Annotated in this window: 21 protein-coding genes; 16 read left to right on the plus strand and 5 right to left on the minus strand. The window is 69.4% G+C overall.

What is annotated here, in order from left to right; all coding sequences use genetic code 11:
• Positions 1-3 precede the first annotated feature (3 nt).
• The 6 genes from JOE48_RS23760 to JOE48_RS23785 all read left to right on the plus strand — a co-directional run bounded on the left by JOE48_RS23760 (position 4) and on the right by JOE48_RS23785 (position 4,212).
• Positions 4-612, plus strand: coding sequence for a hypothetical protein (locus JOE48_RS23760; RefSeq protein WP_210033436.1), 609 nt, complete (start codon positions 4-6; stop codon positions 610-612).
• A 69-nt stretch (positions 613-681) separates the two neighbouring features.
• The gene (locus JOE48_RS23765; protein ID WP_210033438.1) at positions 682-2,280 is read left to right on the plus strand and encodes an AAA family ATPase; all 1,599 of its coding nucleotides are present in this window, start codon (positions 682-684) and stop codon (positions 2,278-2,280) included.
• 11 nt (positions 2,281-2,291) lie between these two features.
• Positions 2,292-2,543, plus strand: a complete 252-nt coding sequence (locus JOE48_RS23770) for a hypothetical protein (protein WP_210033440.1) — start codon at positions 2,292-2,294, stop codon at positions 2,541-2,543.
• Complete coding sequence (locus JOE48_RS23775; protein ID WP_210033442.1) at positions 2,540-2,929, plus strand: hypothetical protein; 390 nt, start codon at positions 2,540-2,542, stop codon at positions 2,927-2,929. Before JOE48_RS23770 ends, JOE48_RS23775 begins: the two co-directional genes overlap by 4 nt.
• 292 nt (positions 2,930-3,221) lie before the next feature.
• Positions 3,222-3,638, plus strand: coding sequence for a DUF6634 family protein (locus tag JOE48_RS23780; RefSeq protein WP_210033444.1), 417 nt, complete (start codon positions 3,222-3,224; stop codon positions 3,636-3,638).
• A gap of 205 nt (positions 3,639-3,843) precedes the next feature.
• Complete coding sequence (locus tag JOE48_RS23785; protein WP_210033446.1) at positions 3,844-4,212, plus strand: hypothetical protein; 369 nt, start codon at positions 3,844-3,846, stop codon at positions 4,210-4,212.
• Here JOE48_RS23785 and JOE48_RS23790 read toward each other — a convergent pair.
• The 3 genes from JOE48_RS23790 to JOE48_RS23800 all read right to left on the minus strand — a co-directional run bounded on the left by JOE48_RS23790 (position 4,209) and on the right by JOE48_RS23800 (position 5,755).
• Positions 4,209-4,913: a hypothetical protein gene (locus JOE48_RS23790; RefSeq protein WP_210033448.1), complete on the minus strand. Its 705-nt coding sequence runs from the start codon at positions 4,911-4,913 to the stop codon at positions 4,209-4,211. The genes JOE48_RS23785 and JOE48_RS23790 overlap by 4 nt on opposite strands.
• 37 nt (positions 4,914-4,950) lie before the next feature.
• Positions 4,951-5,280 carry a hypothetical protein gene (locus JOE48_RS23795; protein WP_210033449.1) on the minus strand — a complete coding sequence of 110 codons (330 nt, stop codon included), beginning with the start codon at positions 5,278-5,280 and terminating at the stop codon, positions 4,951-4,953.
• An 88-nt stretch (positions 5,281-5,368) separates the two neighbouring features.
• A complete protein-coding gene (locus JOE48_RS23800) occupies positions 5,369-5,755 on the minus strand; it encodes a hypothetical protein (RefSeq protein WP_210033450.1) in 387 nt (128 codons plus the stop codon).
• A 458-nt stretch (positions 5,756-6,213) separates the two neighbouring features.
• On the opposite strand from JOE48_RS23800, the gene JOE48_RS23805 reads away from it, so the two are divergent.
• The 5 genes from JOE48_RS23805 (at position 6,214) to JOE48_RS23825 (ending at position 11,099) form a co-directional block, all read left to right on the plus strand.
• Positions 6,214-8,265, plus strand: a complete 2,052-nt coding sequence (locus JOE48_RS23805) for a helix-turn-helix domain-containing protein (protein ID WP_210033451.1) — start codon at positions 6,214-6,216, stop codon at positions 8,263-8,265.
• 147 nt (positions 8,266-8,412) lie between these two features.
• Positions 8,413-8,769: a hypothetical protein gene (locus tag JOE48_RS23810; RefSeq protein ID WP_210033452.1), complete on the plus strand. Its 357-nt coding sequence runs from the start codon at positions 8,413-8,415 to the stop codon at positions 8,767-8,769.
• Between the two features lie 65 nt (positions 8,770-8,834).
• The gene (locus JOE48_RS23815) at positions 8,835-9,611 is read left to right on the plus strand and encodes a hypothetical protein (RefSeq protein ID WP_210033453.1); all 777 of its coding nucleotides are present in this window, start codon (positions 8,835-8,837) and stop codon (positions 9,609-9,611) included.
• 515 nt (positions 9,612-10,126) lie between these two features.
• Entirely contained in the window at positions 10,127-10,825 is a 699-nt protein-coding gene (locus tag JOE48_RS23820) for a winged helix-turn-helix transcriptional regulator (RefSeq protein WP_210033455.1), read from the plus strand.
• 55 nt (positions 10,826-10,880) lie between these two features.
• Positions 10,881-11,099, plus strand: coding sequence for a hypothetical protein (locus JOE48_RS23825; protein ID WP_210033457.1), 219 nt, complete (start codon positions 10,881-10,883; stop codon positions 11,097-11,099).
• Between the two features lie 151 nt (positions 11,100-11,250).
• Here JOE48_RS23825 and JOE48_RS23830 read toward each other — a convergent pair whose 3' ends face one another.
• A complete protein-coding gene (locus JOE48_RS23830; RefSeq protein WP_007557737.1) occupies positions 11,251-12,687 on the minus strand; it encodes a YncE family protein in 1,437 nt (478 codons plus the stop codon).
• Positions 12,684-13,136: a DUF305 domain-containing protein gene (locus JOE48_RS23835; RefSeq protein WP_007557739.1), complete on the minus strand. Its 453-nt coding sequence runs from the start codon at positions 13,134-13,136 to the stop codon at positions 12,684-12,686. The genes JOE48_RS23830 and JOE48_RS23835 overlap by 4 nt, the downstream gene beginning before the upstream one ends.
• A 181-nt stretch (positions 13,137-13,317) precedes the next feature.
• On the opposite strand from JOE48_RS23835, the gene JOE48_RS23840 reads away from it, so the two are divergent.
• Genes JOE48_RS23840 through JOE48_RS23860 form a run of 5 tightly spaced genes read left to right on the plus strand, consistent with a single transcriptional unit; the run spans position 13,318 to position 16,315 of the window.
• On the plus strand, positions 13,318-13,701 hold the full coding sequence (locus tag JOE48_RS23840; protein WP_007557741.1) for a hypothetical protein: 384 nt from the start codon (positions 13,318-13,320) through the stop codon (positions 13,699-13,701).
• A gap of 43 nt (positions 13,702-13,744) precedes the next feature.
• A complete protein-coding gene (locus JOE48_RS23845) occupies positions 13,745-14,254 on the plus strand; it encodes an RNA polymerase sigma factor (RefSeq protein WP_007557743.1) in 510 nt (169 codons plus the stop codon).
• Positions 14,251-15,060, plus strand: a complete 810-nt coding sequence (locus tag JOE48_RS23850; protein WP_007557745.1) for an anti-sigma factor family protein — start codon at positions 14,251-14,253, stop codon at positions 15,058-15,060. Before JOE48_RS23845 ends, JOE48_RS23850 begins: the two co-directional genes overlap by 4 nt.
• Positions 15,057-15,947, plus strand: coding sequence for a LysR family transcriptional regulator (locus tag JOE48_RS23855; protein ID WP_007557747.1), 891 nt, complete (start codon positions 15,057-15,059; stop codon positions 15,945-15,947). Before JOE48_RS23850 ends, JOE48_RS23855 begins: the two co-directional genes overlap by 4 nt.
• The gene (locus JOE48_RS23860) at positions 15,944-16,315 is read left to right on the plus strand and encodes a YidH family protein (protein WP_007557749.1); all 372 of its coding nucleotides are present in this window, start codon (positions 15,944-15,946) and stop codon (positions 16,313-16,315) included. The genes JOE48_RS23855 and JOE48_RS23860 overlap by 4 nt, the downstream gene beginning before the upstream one ends.

Here is a 16,315-nt window from a genome sequence, read left to right on the forward strand (position 1 = left end):
CACGTGCGCATCATGCTCCATCCGATCCCGGCGGGGATGCCCGTCACCGGTACGCCCGTCGGGCTCGTGGACCCGTCCCGCCTCGCCATCCTTGGCGGCGTCACGGCCGACCGGGCGGGCGCGGTTCTGTCGTACGACGGGCGGCAGCCGCTCATCGACGGGCGGCCGGTGCAGCACGAGGACATCGCGGAGGCCCTGTGGGAGGCCATCGACACCGCGGCCCGGCGGCTGTTCGGGCCGCGGGAGTGGAGCAGCGATCTGTCGGCCATCACCGGCATGAACGCCCGCTCGATGATGCGGGGGCGCATCATGACGCACGGCCTGCCCCCGGCCATCCTCGCCCTGCTCGGGCGCGCCGGGTCGAGCCGGTCGCCGCGGGCGCTCGGCCACCTGATGCTGGCCGTGGCGTGGACATGGGACGAAGCCGTCGCCGAGGGCGAGGCCGAGGGCGATCCGGACGCCATGACGATCTCGCCCGGCCGCATGTCACCGCAGGGGCAGCAGTTGCTGCAGGAGCGCCTCGACGCCCTGATGGCGCGGGCTATGGAGCTCGTCGCCGAGATGCAGGCGGATTCCGCCGAGGCCCGCGCCAGGCGCGATACGAAACCTTAACCCGCCCCCGCTATCGTAGACCCCCCTTAGCAGGCTGCCCTCGGGGCGGCCGTCCTGGGAGCAGACCAGATGACCGCCGACAACCGTCGGGCGCAGCGCGCCCGCGCGAGCGACCTTGCGCTTGCGCCTCCCGCCAGCACCGTCTACCCGCCGAGCCTGCAGCAACTGCTGCTGGGCTGGCCGCTCGTCTGGCACAACCCGTACCGCGACACCGCCGCGTGGGTCGGCGGCCTGTCGCGCAAGGGCCTGCCCGAGTCGGTCAAGGCGGTCCTCGACGCGGTCGTCCAAGCAGACCTGACGCTGCCGGCTGTCCTGGCCCTGGCCGACACGTGCGACGCGGTCGTGCGGCAGGGCGGCCTCCCCGAGGACGTGCTCGACGCCGTCCGGGAGATCGGGGCCCGGGCCCGGTTCGCCGCCATGTGGCTAGGTGACTACACGTCATCGTGCATCGCCATGCACGTCGCAGACGTCGCCGCCATCGAGGAGATCGACGACGCTCGCAGGCGGGCGCTCGCGGTGACGGCGGCCGAGTGCTCGTACACCGGGCACCAGATACTGCTCGGGACCTACAGGACCGACGAGCCGGTCCACCGCCGGCTGGCGCGCGACAGCGGCTGGCTCGATCTCTGCGCCCGCGCCGAGACAACCGAATTCATGCGCGGTGTCGACGCCAACCCGCCGCTCGGCCAGGTTCGCGACGACACGGGGCTGGACCCCCGCGACCGCGACGAGGACCGCGCGGAGCGCATCGTGTCCGACCTCCTCGACGAGCCTGTGGCGGCGCCCTCCGCCGGCGTCGTGGTGTTCCCGCGAGAGATCCTCGCCGGCGTCGGCAAGTCGGAGAACGAGCGGGACGTGAAGCGCCTGCTCGGGGATGCCCTGGGCGCTGCCCTGCCGCGGGTCGAGGTCCCGGTCGACTGGAATGCGTGGCAGGAGGGGCTGATCGCGAAGGCCCCGTGGCTGGCCCCGGCCATCCGTGCCATCCGGGCGACGCAGGGCGGCCGCACTCACTGGAGCCACGGGGCGGTCTACATCGCCGGACCCGCCGGCGCCGGCAAGTCCCTGATCAGCCGGCTGGCCGCCCAGGCCAGCGGCCTTCCCTTCGCCCGGATCAACCTCGACGCGGCGAGCGATTCGTCGGTGATCGGAGGTACGTCGATCCGTTGGTCCTCGGCGCACCCGGGGCCCATCGAGGCGCTGCTCGCGAAGGCGCTTAAGGCATCCGGGCTCCTGCTCGTTGACGAGTTCGAAAAGGCGGCCGGTTCGCGCACCAGCGGGGGGCACCCCCATGACCTGATGCACGGCCTGCTGGAGCCGGAGACGGCTCGGTCGTGGCGCTCGCCGTACCTCCTCGGGGAGGTCGACTACAGCCACATGCTGTACGTCGTCACCGGCAACTCGACCGACGGCGTCGTGAGCTCGCTCCTCGACCGCATGACGGTCGTGCGGGTGAGCGAGCCGGGTCCGGAGCACCTCGGCCTCCTGGCCCCCGCGCTGGCCCGGCAGGCGTGCCGTGAGCTCGGCCTGGATGAGCGGTGGGGCGACCTCGACCACGAGGAGCTCAACGCCCTGCAGGACGCTTGGCGCGGTGGCTCGGTCCGCCGGCTCCAGCGCCTGGTCGCCCGCCTCCTCCAGGCGCGCGACAGCGCCCCCGTGGCTCGGCATTGATGGAGGCCGTCATGACGATCTCCCTCATCGAGCCCGTGCGCCCGGAGCGCCTGATCCTGATCAACCGCCGGCTCGTGTCTAACCGCATCGAGCTCCGGCAGGTGAACGAGGCGGCCGCCGCCGCGGCGGTCCTGTTCACCTACCAGCTGGAGCGCGAGCTCCTGGCCGGCGAGATCGACCCCGAGCTCGCGGTCCGGAAGGCCGGGGTTCTGTGCCGGGCGGCCTGTTTCACTCACCCCGAGCGCACGGGACGCGTGTCGTGACGGACGGTTACGCCTACTACAGCCCGCTTCTCCTGTTCGACGTCTACTGGCACACGCGCAAGCGCCTGTGGTCGGTGCGTGTGAACGGCAGGGTCCTCTACCACACTCCTCAGGCCTGCCTGAGCTGCGCGACCCTTATGGTCAGCGTCCCGGCGGTCGAGCGCATCCGCGCCCGGGGACAGCGGGAGGTCTGTGCCTGGGCGCGGGGCCACCGGGAGTACCTGCCCCACGGGCTTGGCATGGATGGCACCCTGGTGGGTGAGCAGGTCTTCTTCGACCCGTACCGTCACACCTCCTTCGTGACGGCGGGCGGGATGCAGGTCACGGCGTGCCGGTGGCTGTATTTTGATCCGGACGGCACTGCATGGGGGCTCGAATGTCGCTGAGACATCGCTACCCGGGCCGCCTGCCGGCCGACCTGTACCGCATCTCGTCGGCGCCCGTGTTGGACGAGTGGCTCCTCGAACCCGATGACCGCGCGGCGGATGGGGCGGTGCTCACCGGCATCATCTCAGGGCACCCGCGATACCCCGATGGGGCCCGGGTCACGACCAGCCCGGTGCAGATGATCGAAGACGAGCCGGGCGGCGAAATCCAGGGGTGGGCATGGTGCTATGCGACAGGCCTGCTCAGACTGGGACGGTGCATCGACATCCACTACAGCAGGGGGGTCCAGCTATGAGGTTTCGCCGTCCGTCGCTCGCGGAGATCGCAGAGCGCAACAGGTCCCGGGCACGGGACGAGGATCTCCTCGCCTCCGGCTGGACGCCGACGCCGGCGGATCTCGCGGACGCGCCGTTCATCGACCAGTGGGAAGACACGACGTACCCACGCACTGATAAGCCCTGCCTGCGGGGGAACGTCACTGGCCATCCGCGCCTGGGCAGCACGTACGTGTGGACGTCGCCCATCATCGCCCGCGGGGATGGCTGGGTCAGGACCGAGGGGCGGTTCTACCGCTTGGGCGAGCCGGCCCCCACCCTGGCGCCCGAGCCCGAGCCCGAGCCGGAGGCTGTCCCCTACACGCCGCCGTCGGACGAGGAGATCGACGACCTCCTCAACGGCCTTCCAGACTATGGGCTCGACCGCCGGTAATCGGTGTCGAATGGTTCGCGCCGGTGTCGGATCGCATGATTCTGACGCCGGCGGTGTCAAACCGTTGGGGTGCCCGACGGCTGACAAAACGCATGCGCGGCGGACAAACGGCATGCGATCGGCCCCCCAAATGACAAACCGCATGCGGGGCGGTCGCACGTAGGCCGCCCGCGGGCGCACAGGGCAACCCACAAGAGGTAGAGTGATGCGTACCCTGATTTCCCTGACCGCCCTCGTGGCGGCCGGAACGGCGGCGGCTGGCCCCATGGATCAATTGCGCTGGCAGGCCGGCACGAAGGAGCGCCGCGGTCACGACGAGCTGACGACCTCACTGTCATTCGAGCGGACCGGCCCAGGCGAATGGGCGGTCACGGCGCGCTGCGAGACCCGCGACACCCGGGTGGGCAAGTGGCGCGCCCGAACAGGGACCGGGGCGGCCGCGCGGTCGATGGGGCTGATCCTCATCGACCTGGGAAAGATGGGCAGGCTCGTGTTCAACGAGCGCAGCCGGAAACTCTTCGGCAACGCGCCCGGCTGCGCCGAGGGGACCGTCGACATCGGGACGGGGGACTAGCCCCACTTGTAGTCGGGCAGACCACGTCCGACGAGGAAGTGCAGGAAGTCCTTTCCCAAGGGCGTCAGGAAAGCCTTTGTGTCGTCGGTCGGCTCCCCGGGCTCCAGCAACACAAGACCCCGGTTAATCAGGTATCCGCCCCAGGCTGCGAAGTCGTCATCCTTGAAGGTCTCCGGGTAGTTGCGGATGGCCGTGATGTTAAAGATTTCGCGGGCCTGCCGAAGCGTCAGCGGACCAAGTGTATTCAACTGTTTCAGGGCGGAGATCTGGCTGCCAAATATCAGCCTATATGTCTGCTCGTGGCCGCTCTCGACTTGCGCCGCGACGGCGATGCGCAGGGCCCAGGCCATCTGGACGTCCACGCCGCCGGGCACAGCCTGCTCGATGCGGCGGCGAAGGTCGGCCTCCAGGGGCGAGAATACGGGGTTGGGCGGGGGCGCCTCCGCCGGCAGACGGGCCGCTGGGTCCGGCACCGGGACGGGCAGGTTCTCTGTCTCCGGCGGCGTCGCCTTTTTCTGGGCCTCGACCTGGGCGGCCGCCTCACCCGATAAGTCGATGGACCTGTCCTTGCCGAGGTTGGCGCCCCTCCAACGGTCAATGGCCCGGGTCAAGGGCTGTCGGAAGAACGCGGCGGCCAGGAGAAAGGCGACGACACCGCCCGAGGTATAGACGGCGGCGACCTGGGCGGCGTCGGAGATCATTCACCACAAGTAGCGCGCAGCCCCCCGCCCGGCGATCTCACGCAGCGGTGGATCGGCTGATGTCCACAAGCTGCGCCAGGTCCTCGCGGATGAGGCCGAGCGCCACGCCGGCGGGGTCCGCGCGGGCGGCATCATAATCCGCCGGCGTCGGCGGCCGGCCGGCGTATCGAGCGTGCAGGTTCCCAGGCAGGCGGTACACGGCGCAGTAGATCGCGCGGCCCGGGTCGACCTTCGGCCAAGCCCAGGGCTCGACGCCGAGCTCGTCGGTCTGCGCGCACGTGAGGAGCAGGCGGCACGAGCGGCCGCGCTGCTCCCACACGCAGTTGGTCTCGACGACGTCGTCGCCAAGCAGGTTGAGGGCATCCATGGGGGGTGTCCGGGAAGGAGGGCCGGGGCGTGTGCCGCCGGCCCTGATGGAAGGGAGGACGGGTTAGCTATCGATTGCTTGCACCGTTTCAGATGCCGAGCTCGCCCTGCGTCCGGGCGGCCGCCTCGCGCTCGCGCTTCAGGTCCCGCTTCTTCAAGAGGCCGGCGATGTACGTCATGCCCCGGGGCGTGACGAACGTCTGCACGTAGGCGATGCCGCCGGGCCCCTCCTCGATCTTGACCTCGAACACGCCCAAGAGGGTGAAGTCCCGGCGGGGGACCAACCACTTGCCCTGCTTGAACAGCACCTCGACCGCCGCGGCGTCATCCAGGCCGGCGAGTGCCTCCTCGCCGATCCCCAGGGAGCGCTCGACGTAGCGGCGGACCGAATGGTTCGTGGCGATCGCCCGCAGGCCGCCGGAGCGGCCGACACGGACGTTGGGGGGGGGACGGGGGACGGGGGACGGGGCGGACATCGTGTGGCCTGCGGTGGATGCAAGCTCGATCATCCGGAGGCCGCGGGACCGCGCACGGTAAGAGCCGGGAACCAACCGTCGATTCGTCGTGAGGACCGGCGATTCGGTCCTTGAGGCCCTGGATCCCGCCGGCCGCGGCCGGCCGGCCGGGTCCTCGGAGACGTCTACGCAGTTTCGCGTTCACGCGGTCCGAGGACCCAGGACCGGCCTGACGCAGGGCCGCGGGGTTGGCTGCGCGGAGTCGCCGGATCGGGCCTGATCGGTGCCGCGGCGGGCTTCCAGGGGCGCGGACGGGCCTGATCGTATGCCGTTGGTCTGGGTCAGATCGCCGGCCCGGGTGGCGTTAACCGGCGACCCTCACGACGGCCGCGGCGGGCTTGTGCGAGGCGGACGGACGGTCAAATCTATCCTTGTCGACGGGTGTGGTGCCCCGCGGCGGCCTTCGTCCCGGACAGAGCATGCAGCCCCGCCCCGAATACGTCATCCCCGAGATCCCCGCATTCATGCTCCCCGAGAGCGAGCTCGCGGCCGAGATGCGCGCACGCTCCGCGGCGTCTGCGTCCCGGCGCGCGGCGGCGGTCCTGGCTCGTCCGTCCGCCCCTGATGCCAAGGTCGCCGCCGCGTCTGCCGAGCGCGCCGCTCTGGCCGCCCGGGCGGCACACCTCGCCATCCTGCACCCCGCACGCTCGCGCGGATGCGCCGCCGTCCTGAGCCCCGAGTTCGACGGCAGCGTCGCCCTCACCGGCCGCGAGCTCGCCACCTCCGCCGACGCGCTGCAGGCGGGTTTCGTCAGCCTCCAGCGGTTCAACGGCCACCGCCGCGGCGACGACATCGCCTGCCTCAACGCCTTCGCCTGGGCCGACTTGGAGATCGGGCCGACGTCGCCCTTCCGCGGCATGCCCCCCGAGATCGTGGCTGGCATCGTCCTGCAACGCCTCGACGACGCCGGCGTCCCGCGCCCCTCGTACGTGCTCCACTCCGGCCGGGGCCTGTGGCTCGTCTGGCTGTCCGAGACGCCCCTGCCGCCGCGCGTCCAGGGCCGCGTCCGCCGCGCCCTGCGCTGCCTGTGGGGCGAGGCAGTCTCGACCGGCCGCGGCGCCGGCAGCGACCGCGTCAGGGCCAAGGCGGCCGCCATGACAGCCCTATGGGACGGCATGGACATCGACCGCGCCGTCGGCGATCTCGCCCGCGTTCACAGGGTCGCCGGCTCCATCAACCCAAAGTCGGGCGAGCGCGTCAGGCTGGTGTGGCCGGATTCCTGGGCGGACGTCGAGCGGCAGTCCTTCGAGCCCTTCGCCGATTCGGTCCTGCCCTACACGCGCGCCGAGACCGAGGTGTACTTCGCGGAGCGCGATGCCGCCCGGGAAGCCCGCCGGGCCCGCGCCGAGGCCGAGGGCCGGCCGGTGGCCGAGCGCCGCGTCCGGATCGCATACGGCCGGCATGCCGCCAACGAGCAGGAATTGATGCGGCTCGCCCTCCACCTCGGGCCGGAGCTCATGGAGGCGATGAGGATCCGGACCCTGATGGCGCATCATATCTCGTGCGCGCGTGCGAGGGCCGGCATGGGCGGCGACGCGGCATCATGGGCAGCCGAGCTCGCTCCGCTCGTCGGGCTCTCCGAGAAGGCCTTGCGCAGTGCCCTGCGGCCCGTCGAACAGCGCCTGCGCCGGCATGAGGCGGGCGAGACGGTTGAGTACCGGGGTCGCCAGGTGAGCCCGCTCTACTGGCACCGTGACGACACCATCATCGCCGAGCTCGGGCTGACCGAGGCGCTGGCACGGGAAGCCGGCCTCGTCCGCCTGATCCCCGGCACCGACGCCGGCGTCTCGCTCACCCCGGCCGAGCGGCAGGCCCACGCCCGGCGCCGCGCCGGGGCCGTCGCTCGCCCCGAGCATGCCGGCACGCTGTCCGAGGTCGCCCGCCTCGCCCGCGAGATCTCGACGGCGACGGGCCTGCCGGTGGCAGAGATCGCCGCGCTGCTGGACTGCTCCCGGGCCACCGTCTACCGCGCGATGCAGGCGTTCCCCGCGGCTCCCGCAATCCAGTTCGAGGCCGTCGATACCGTCTCAGTTCCGTCACGCACTCTATCAGGTGGCGTAGCCTCGCCTGTGAGCCCGCCCGCCGCTCAGGCCCCCGAACCCACCCCGCAGCCCACCCCCGCCTGGATCGAGGCGGACGTGAACCCCGACTTGGCCCGACACTTCGGCCGGCTCGTCGCGGAATATCCCCTCCCTCCCGGGCAGCGCTACCTGGACCACGCCAAGCGCCTGCAGGGCCTATTCTGGCATGACCTCGCACGCGTCGGCCGGGTCGACATGACGATGCGGCTGCGCGTTCGCCGGGACGCCCTGGAATTCGCCATACACATGCTCCAAGGCGAGCTTGAAGACGGGATCACTTTCGGTCGCGTGCCTACCCGGGAGGCAGTTTACAGGCCCCTCAAGCCCCGGCCCCGCCAGCCGCTTCGCATGCTCGGGCATTGTCCCTCGCCCTCGACGCGTCTACATTGAGGGCATGGGCGGCGCGAGCCTCCCGGGACTGGCCGCGTTGCACCACAATGTCCGCCAGGACACACACCCCGCTCCGGGCATCCTGGGCGGGGTGTCGTCGTTTCAGGCCCCTGGTGGCTTGCCAGCCCGGGCGGCAGGATCGGCCCCATGATCCCGTCCCCGTCCCCGTCCCACTCGATGTCGATGGCCTCCTCCGGCCCGGCCCTGTCCTCCCGGGCCGTCCGTCGCGATGCCGACCGCCAGCGCAAGCGCGACGAGCGCCAGGCCCTGAGGGACCGCGGCGCGCCCGATCCCCGGCAGCTCGACGCCGCCATCGTGGATGCCCTCCGGGACGCTCTCGTGGCCCCCGCAGGGCAAGGGGCCGTCCGCCGGCACGCCGACCTCGCGGACATCCTCACAGGCGCTGCCCGCGCCCTCAGGGGCAAGGCTCACGGAGGAGTCTCGCTCCGGCGCGAAGCGATCCACGCGGCTCTGGCGGACCGGCTCGCTCCCCGGCAGGACTGACCGGGGGGTGGGTGTTGAGCACCCATCCCTAGCGCGGTTCCGGAGCCCTCTGCAGCCTGCCGGGCATGGCCAGCCAACGCCCCCTCGTCGACCTCCGGTTCCGCGTGAACACGCTGTCCTGGGCCCGCCAGCTCCAGGGCTTCGCCAAGGACGAGCTCCCGTTCGCCGCGAGCTACTCCCTCAACGGCGTCGTCTTCGCCGCCCGGGACGCGCTGCGGGACGAGGCCAAGAAGGTCTTCGACCGCCCCGCGGACTTCACGGTCCGGAACGCCTTCGGCTACACCCGGGCCAGGCTCAACGGCGACATGACCGCCAGGATCTACATCCGGGACCGGCAGTCGGCGTACTACGCCTTCCAGATCCGGGGGGGCACCCGCGTGCCCGGCAACATCGGTCCCGGCCAGACATGGCTGTTCATGCCCGTGGCCGAGGAGCTCGTCGACCCCGCCTCCGGGGGGCTGCGCCGGAACGTCCTGAGGGGCCTGTCCCGCCGGGCCGCCCCCAAGGGCAAGGGCACGTCCGTCCACAGGACCACCCGCGCCAGGGACGCCAAGCGCCGGGGCGTCTTCTTCACCCCCCTGTGGGGCACGCAGGGCATCTGGGAGCGGCCCGAGAGGACCAAGGCGACCGGCCCCCGCCGCCGCGGCGTGAGGCAGGTCCACAACCTCTCCGCCCCCCGCCTGCTCGTGGCCGCCTACCCGCAGGAGGAGTACCGACGGCCGAGGTTCGATTTCCAGGGCATCGTGCGGAAGGCGCACGAGGACCTGCCCATCCGGTTCGACGAGGCCGTGCGGCAGCGCCTCGGCCGCATCCTGTCCGACCGGGGCCTGAGCGGCCGATAGGCCCATCCCGCGCCCATGCGCCCCCATGGGACAGCCATGGGCCGGCCGCCCCCACGCGGACGGCCTAAGCCCCTGATTTCAAGCCATGACCGGCCACAGCCCCATGGGCTCGCTATGGACCTGGGATGGGGACCGGCGTGCCTTTGGCCGGGGTCCACGTGCCCCCATTCCTGGACCATGGATACCCATGCCTGCCCATAAGCGCGATGAGCCGCGGGCCGACGCCGGCCTGCCATCCCATCCCATCGGTCCGTCGCGCCGATGGCGGGGTCCGCCTGCTTTCGGTCCGGCACACTGATGGACCGAGGCCCCAGGATGCGCACTAGGCCGTGCTGCCTGTTGGCGGACGAGTTGGTGTACGCGCGCCTGCGCGAGGGGCTGCAAGGCCGCACCACCAGCGAGACCTTCGCTTTCCTATTCTAACCAGTTCGCAGATTGACCAGTTCGACCGTGAACTGGTTCGCAATCATTTCTCTTTAAATCGGCCTCTTCCGCTGGGTAGGAGAACCGATGTCATGTCAGACGACGAGAAAGCTTCACTTCCGGTTCCGGTAAGCGTAGGTCAAATCATTCCAAGCAAGAGCGGGGCTATCTATTTAGAGTTAGATCAGCTACTTGGAACATTGCGCCGTAAAAATCATTCTGTATTGGACAAAGCATTCGCGCTGTCGAAAAACCGGCTTGCGCAAAACATTATATGGCGCCTGAGTGAGCACGGGTCTTTAACGGCAAAAGAGCTGTCGTTAAAAACAGGAAGCTCGCCAAGCACTGTCAGTAGCGTCGTGACCGATCTTGTTCGGCTAGGTGTAATAGTCAAGCAGAGCGGCCCAAGGGGAACGGAGCCATTATCAATCAGCGATGCATGCAAACTTCAAATCACACAACACATCGATTATGTTAAATATTTATTAGAGGACTCATTTTGCGTTCTTGATACAGACGAATTGTCTAAATTTACTGATTACATTAAAAGGATTACAAGCAGATTGGAGAAGATAGAGGAAATCTTGGCAGATCAACCAGGATACTATTTCACAGAAACTGAAGAAAACCATAATCATTCGGCCAGTGGAGAAAAATCCAGCTCGGCAGATTACAGTGATGACAGAACTCATACAGACCGCAAGCGCAGCCAAGATAACATAACTGTAACACTCGTAGAAAAGCAAACAAGCGTACTGGAGAGAGTAATTAAATTTACGCTAAAGGGGTGAGAGTACGCCAGTAAACCACAGACAAGGAGCTTTACGCAACAGAGCAGAAGGGCTAGTGGAAGGCCGGCTCCGCGCCCGCTTGGCGGAACTGTCAGAGATCGACCAGTTCCTGATCTTAAAGGACAGCGCCCCGACCGCGGACGCGCTGGCCCTGGCGAACGTTCAGCTTTTCGCCGGTGAGCCCGACAGTGGCAGAAATGGCATGTTCCCCTGCCAGGCGACGGTCCCTTTAATTCTCCTTCTGGCCGAAAACGGAATGACCGCTTTGGAGTAGGCCCGCTGGAAAAGCGGACAGCCTCCTATCGACCCAACTGCGCCGTAGAAGCAGTCCGACGTCGTTCTCGAAAGCAGACATCGAAACTGGGCTCGCGCCGCCAAGGTACTCTTATGAGTGTTCGCCTTCCGAACTAGCGCCCCCCACTCGATCAATCCACAGTCTGCATCTGGACGACACTGCCGAGTTCACCGGGCTTGCCCGAGACCACCACGAGGTAGCGCCGGCTAGCGCCGGCATCCGTGCGGGTGACCTGTCGGATCGGGCCGATCGCGTTGACGATGGCCGCGCCGGCCGGGTTGGTCATGAAGGCGGCGAGCGGCTCCAGGCCGGTCGCTCCCTTCGGATTGGCGGCGAGCGCCAGCACGAAGGGCATTTTCGCGGGCAGTCCTGTGACCGCGGCCTGTAGCGTTTGCAGCACGCCTTGGTCGAACAGGGTGACCTGCGTCGCCGGCTTGTCATCGGAACCGGTGAGCGTCAGCGCGCTGGTCTTGCCGGCAGCACCCAGCGGCTGGAGGTTCTGCTTTCCGTCGCCCTCCGGCACGGCGTTCGGGACGTAGGCGACGCCCTGCGGACCCTGCCCGATCGGCACCTCAGCGATCACCGTGTTCGACGCCGTGTCGATCACCGCCGCCATGTCGGCGTTCTCCAGGCCGACATAGACGCGGCTGCCGTCGCCCGAGGGCCAGAGCCCGTGCGGCAGGGCGCCGGTCGCGATGGTGGCGACCTGAGAGAAGTCGTCGGTGCGGAACACCTTGAGCTGGTTCAGGCCGCCGATCGTCACGTAGGCGAACTGGCCGGCCTTGGTCGAGACGATGTTGACGTGGTTGGTGATCGGCCCGGTCTCGATCGTCTTCAGCGGCGCGAAGGGCGGACGCGCCGAAAACACTTGGGTGCGGCCGACATCCTTAAGGGTGAACCACACCTGCTTGCCGTCCGGCGTCGCGGCGATGTCGGGGCAGAACGGGCTCTCTTGCTTCACGCGGCCGACGATGGTGTGGGTCTTGGTGTCGATGACGACGGTCTCGGGGCTGAAGCTGGAGCAGACGTAGCCGTAGGCGCCGTCCGGCGAGAAGATCGTCATGCCGGGCCCGTTCGGTACGGTGATCCGGCGGGTCTCCTTGGCGGTGGCGGCATCGAGCACCGCGATATGGTCCTCGCCGCGCACGCTCACCCAAACCTCTCGGCCGTCCGGCGTGAAGAAGGCTTCGTGCGGCGAGCGGCCGACATAGGCGGTGTGGCGGACCGCGTTGGTCGCCGTGTCTATGAAGCTCACGGAGTTCGAACCGATCGAGACCGCGAGCAGGGTCCTGTGGTCCGGCGAGAAGCCCATGCCGTGAACCAGAAGCTGCCCGCGATAGAGCGGGCTCAGGTTCATCGGCGTCGGGTCGCCGAGCCGGATCACCCCGAGCAGGGTGTTGGCGGCGGGATCGACCACCGAGACCGTGTTGGAGAACTGGTCGGAGGTGTAGAACCGATCCTTGCCGCTAACCGGCACGTCCGGGGCGGAAGCTGCGCCCGGGGCCTGCCCGGCGAGCGCCGGGCCGGAGAGCAGCGCGAGGGCGAGGATAGTCAGGGCGGTCTTCATCGGCGGGTCTCCGAGGGCATGGCGGCGGGGGCTGCACTGTGGTCGTGGGAATGGGCCGCACCAGTCGATGGCTGCGGCGCTTTAGGAAGACTGGCGAGCGCACGGCGCATCACATCGATCTCCTGGCCCTGCTCGACGACGATTCCCTGCGCGAGGCGACGCAGGACCGGATCCTTGCCGTAGAGCAGCTCCGCCTTGGCCATCGCGATCGCGCCCTCGTGGTGGGGGATCATCATCGCGGCGAAATCGCGGTCGGGATCGCCCGAGGGCGGGACCATCATGTCGGCGTGCATCCGCGTCATCGACTGCGCCATCATCGCGTCGAACGACGTTGACGACGCGGCCGGAGGCTCGCTGGCGGCCAGCGTCGGGCGCATCATCATCCGGCCGCCGACGAGGCCGCTCGCCATCAGCGCCGACGTCACGGCAAATCCCAGTGCTCCGCGCATGCGGCCTCCTCGCGATCCGGTATCAATGGAAGGGATGCCAGAGGACCGCCTTTATTCCGCGGCGGGGCCGAAAAAGCGTTCGCGCCGATGGGATCGCCTTTTTTCGTGTGTCAGCGGAATAAAGGCGCCCGTTTCGCATCCCTCCCGATGCGGTCATGCTCGACCGCGGGAGACTTCACCCATGCGCAATCTGCTGATCCGCACCGCCTTCGCGGCTATCGCCTTCTCCGCCGTGGCCGCCCAGGCCGCCGCGCCCGCCATGACGGCCGAGACCGCCAAGGGGCCGGCGCTCGTGGATGCCAAGAGCATGACCCTCTACACCTTTGACAAGGACATGGGCGGCAAGTCGATGTGCAACGGCCCCTGCGCCGCCAACTGGCCGGCCCTGACGGCTGCCTCCGGATCGGCGGCCTCCGGCGATTGGACGACGGTGACCCGGGACGACGGCACGATGCAGTGGGCCTACAAGGGCAAGCCGCTCTACACCTTCGCCAAGGACACCAAGCCGGGCGACACCACCGGTGACGGCTTCCTCAACGGTGCGTGGCACATCGCAAAGCCCTGATCGGTGAATGCCCGGATCGGCTCCCTCTGATTGGGACACGTCGTTGGACGAGATCGCCCCCCTGATCGAACCGCAGATCCCGGCCCTGCGGCGCTACGCGGTCGCGCTTCTTCGGGATCGCGAAGCGGCGGACGACCTCGTCCAGGACACCCTGGAGCGGGCATTGTCCGCCTGGTCCGGGCGTCGCCGCGACGGCGACCTGCGGGCGTGGTTGTTCACGATCGAGCGCAACCTGTTCCTCGCCGCCGTCCGACGCCGGGGCCGGCGCGGCGCCGATCTCGGCGCGGAAGCGTTGGAGCAGGTGCCCGATCCGAGCGCCGACCCGGGGGCAGCTTTGGGAGCCCGTGACGTACTCGCAGGGCTCGACACCCTGCCCGAGGAGCAGCGCTCGGTGTTGCTCCTCGTGGCGGTGGAGGACCTGTCCTATGCCGAAGCGGCACAGGTGCTCGGGGTGCCGCTCGGCACGGTGATGTCACGATTGAGCCGGGCGCGCACGCGGATGCGCGGATTTGTGGAGACGGGCAGGACAGGCCTGCTGAGGAGGGTTAAATGAGCGGGGATCCGCGCCCGGTCGGCGAGGACGATCTGCACGGCCTGATCGACGGCCGCCTTGAACCGGAGCGGCAGGCGCTGGTCGAGGCGTGGCTCGTGGGGAACCCCGCGCGTGCGGCTGAAGTCTCGACGGACCGAGTTCTGCGCGAGCGCCTGCGCGCCCGCCTCGCGCCGATCGCCGAGGAGGCGATCCCGGCGCGACTGCGGGTGGCCAACATCCGCTCGCGACACCTGTACCCTGGCGCACGCTGGTTCCCCATGGCGGCTGCGGCCGTGCTCTGCCTCGCGCTCGGCAGTGCCGGCGGCTGGGTTGGCCATGCCCTGCACGGTGTGCCCGCGGCGGCGGCGGTGGCGGAGGCACCGGCGACGCAGGACGCGGTCGCAGCCTTCCGCACCTTCGTGGTCGAGGCGGTGCATCCGGTGGAGGTGCGCGCCGACGAGAAGCCCCACCTCGTGACGTGGCTCTCGAAGCGTCTCGGTCACGCGGTCGCGGCCCCCGACCTCTCGGCGCAGGGCTTCCGGCTGATGGGCGGGCGCCTGTTGCCGGCCGGCACCGAGCCCGCGGCGATGTTGATGTACGACGACGACCGCGGCACCCGGCTGACGCTCTACAGCCGCGTCGGTGACGGCGACGGCCGCACGCTCTTCCGCTTCGCCCGCGAGGGCGACATCGCTGCCTTCTCCTGGGTCGATGGTGGCATGTCATACGTCGTCACCGGCCGCACCGACGAGGCCCGGCTGCTCTCCGTCGCGCAGGCGGTCGATGCGCACGTCCGCGGCCTCGCGCCGGATCGTCGGCAGCCATGACCCTCGATCAGCTTCGCATCTTCGTGGCGGTGGCCGAGCGACAGCACGTGACGCGGGCCGCCGAGGCGCTGAACCTCGTCCAGTCGGCGGTCAGCACGGCGATCGCCAACATCGAGGGGCGGCACGCGACGAAGCTGTTTCACCGGGTTGGCCGCGGGATCGAGCTGACCGAAGCAGGGCGCGTGTTCCTCGTCGAGGCCCGCGCCGTGCTCGCCCGGGCCGAGGCCGCCGAACTTGTGCTCGCCGACCTCAGCGGCCTACGACGCGGGACGCTGGCGCTTTTTGCCAGCCAGACCATCGCCAGCGACTGGCTGCCTCGCCACCTCGTCGCCTTCCGCCGGGCCTACCCTGAGATCGCTATCCGGTTGGCGGTGGGCAACACCACCGACGCCGCCGACGCGGTGCGCGCGGGGCAGGCCGAACTCGGCTTCGTCGAGGGGGCGCTGGACGACCCGACGCTCGCAAGCACGACCATCGCCCAGGACAAACTCGTCCTCGTGGTCGCCCCAAACCATCCCTTCGCCGGGGCGGCTGCACTCGCACCCGAAGACCTCGCCGGGGCCGACTGGGTGCTGCGCGAAGCGGGATCGGGAACCCGCTCGGCCTTCGAGGCGACCCTGGGTGCGGCCGGCCTTGCCGCGGCCCAGCTCCGGGTCATGCTCGAACTGCCCTCGAACGAGGCAGTGCGCGCCGCCGTCGAGGCCGGGGGCGGGGCCGCCGTCCTGTCCGAGACCGTGGTCGCCGCAGCGCTTCGAACCGGGACCCTGGTGCGGGCGGCGTTCGACTTACCGAGCCGGCCGTTCCGGGTGCTGCGCCACAAGGAGCGCTACCGCAGCCGGGCCGCCGACGCGCTTCTCGACCTGATCGCGACGGCGAACATCAAATGAGCGAGCCCGCGAAACCAGTGCCCCCCGACGACCCGCGGGTGAGGCTCGCCGAGGACCGGACGGTGCTGGCAGCCGAGCGTACGTTCGTGGCGTGGCTTCGAACCGGGCTCGCCTTTCTGGGCGTCGGCTTGGCCGCGCAGCGCTTCCTGCGGGAGGTGCTGGCGGTCTGGCCGCTGAAGGTGCTGTCGCTCACGTTGATCGGCTGCGCGCTTGCCTCGTTCGCCGGCGCCGCATGGCGGGACCGGGCGATCCGGGCGCGTCTCGCCCATGCCGAGATCCCGATGATGCCGCGCATCCTCACCATCGGGATCGCGGCCTTGCTGATCGCGATCTCGGGCCTCGCGGCCACCGCCTTGCTCTGGGCGTGA

It is taken from the genome of Methylobacterium sp. PvR107, from assembly GCF_017833295.1.
In the GTDB taxonomy this organism is placed as follows: Bacteria; Pseudomonadota; Alphaproteobacteria; order Rhizobiales; family Beijerinckiaceae; genus Methylobacterium.